The organism is Herbiconiux daphne (assembly GCF_024979295.1).
GTDB classification, from domain to species: domain Bacteria; phylum Actinomycetota; class Actinomycetes; order Actinomycetales; family Microbacteriaceae; genus Herbiconiux; species Herbiconiux daphnes.
Map to the genome: position 1 here is coordinate 1 of NZ_JANLCJ010000844.1, position 513 is coordinate 513.

1 protein-coding gene is annotated in these 513 nt (G+C 36.1%); it reads left to right on the forward strand.

Annotated features, from left to right (window positions below):
- Positions 1-221: 221 nt before the first annotated feature.
- Positions 222-513: sigma-70 family RNA polymerase sigma factor (locus N1032_RS27995; protein WP_259544016.1), on the forward strand; the 292-nt coding region annotated here is incomplete at its 3' end.

Genomic DNA, 513 nt, shown 5'->3' on the forward strand with positions numbered 1-513 from the left:
TAGCAGAAGATGATGACGTACCATTCTAATCGAACTTGAAGCATGAAATAGGGCTCACTTCGGTGGCCCTTTTTTATATCTAGCCTACAGGGAAGAGTATGGCAAAGAGATTTCATATTCCAAGACGAACTAAAGAAAATCACGTATACACGAAGGATGAATTGTATCGTGAGTATTGTCCTATCTTTATTAAATGTCTGAGAATGGCTAAGCATCAGATTATGGATGCAGAAGACATAGCTCATGATTGTTTTGTTAAGATACTAGCTCGTTGGGATAAAACAGATTGGACAAATCTGGAACAGTATTTAAGTTGGATGCTTAATAACTGTGTTGTTAACTATTACAACAAGTTTGGAGCAGATGACAATAAGAAAAGTGGTTCTGAATTAATTGAACTCATTGATTGTGGTTTCGTTAAAGATCCATTTGATAGCTTATTAAAGCAAGATTTTAGGAAAGTACTTCAGAAATCAATGGCAACATTGTCAGAGTCTGAAAAGTCGGAGGCCA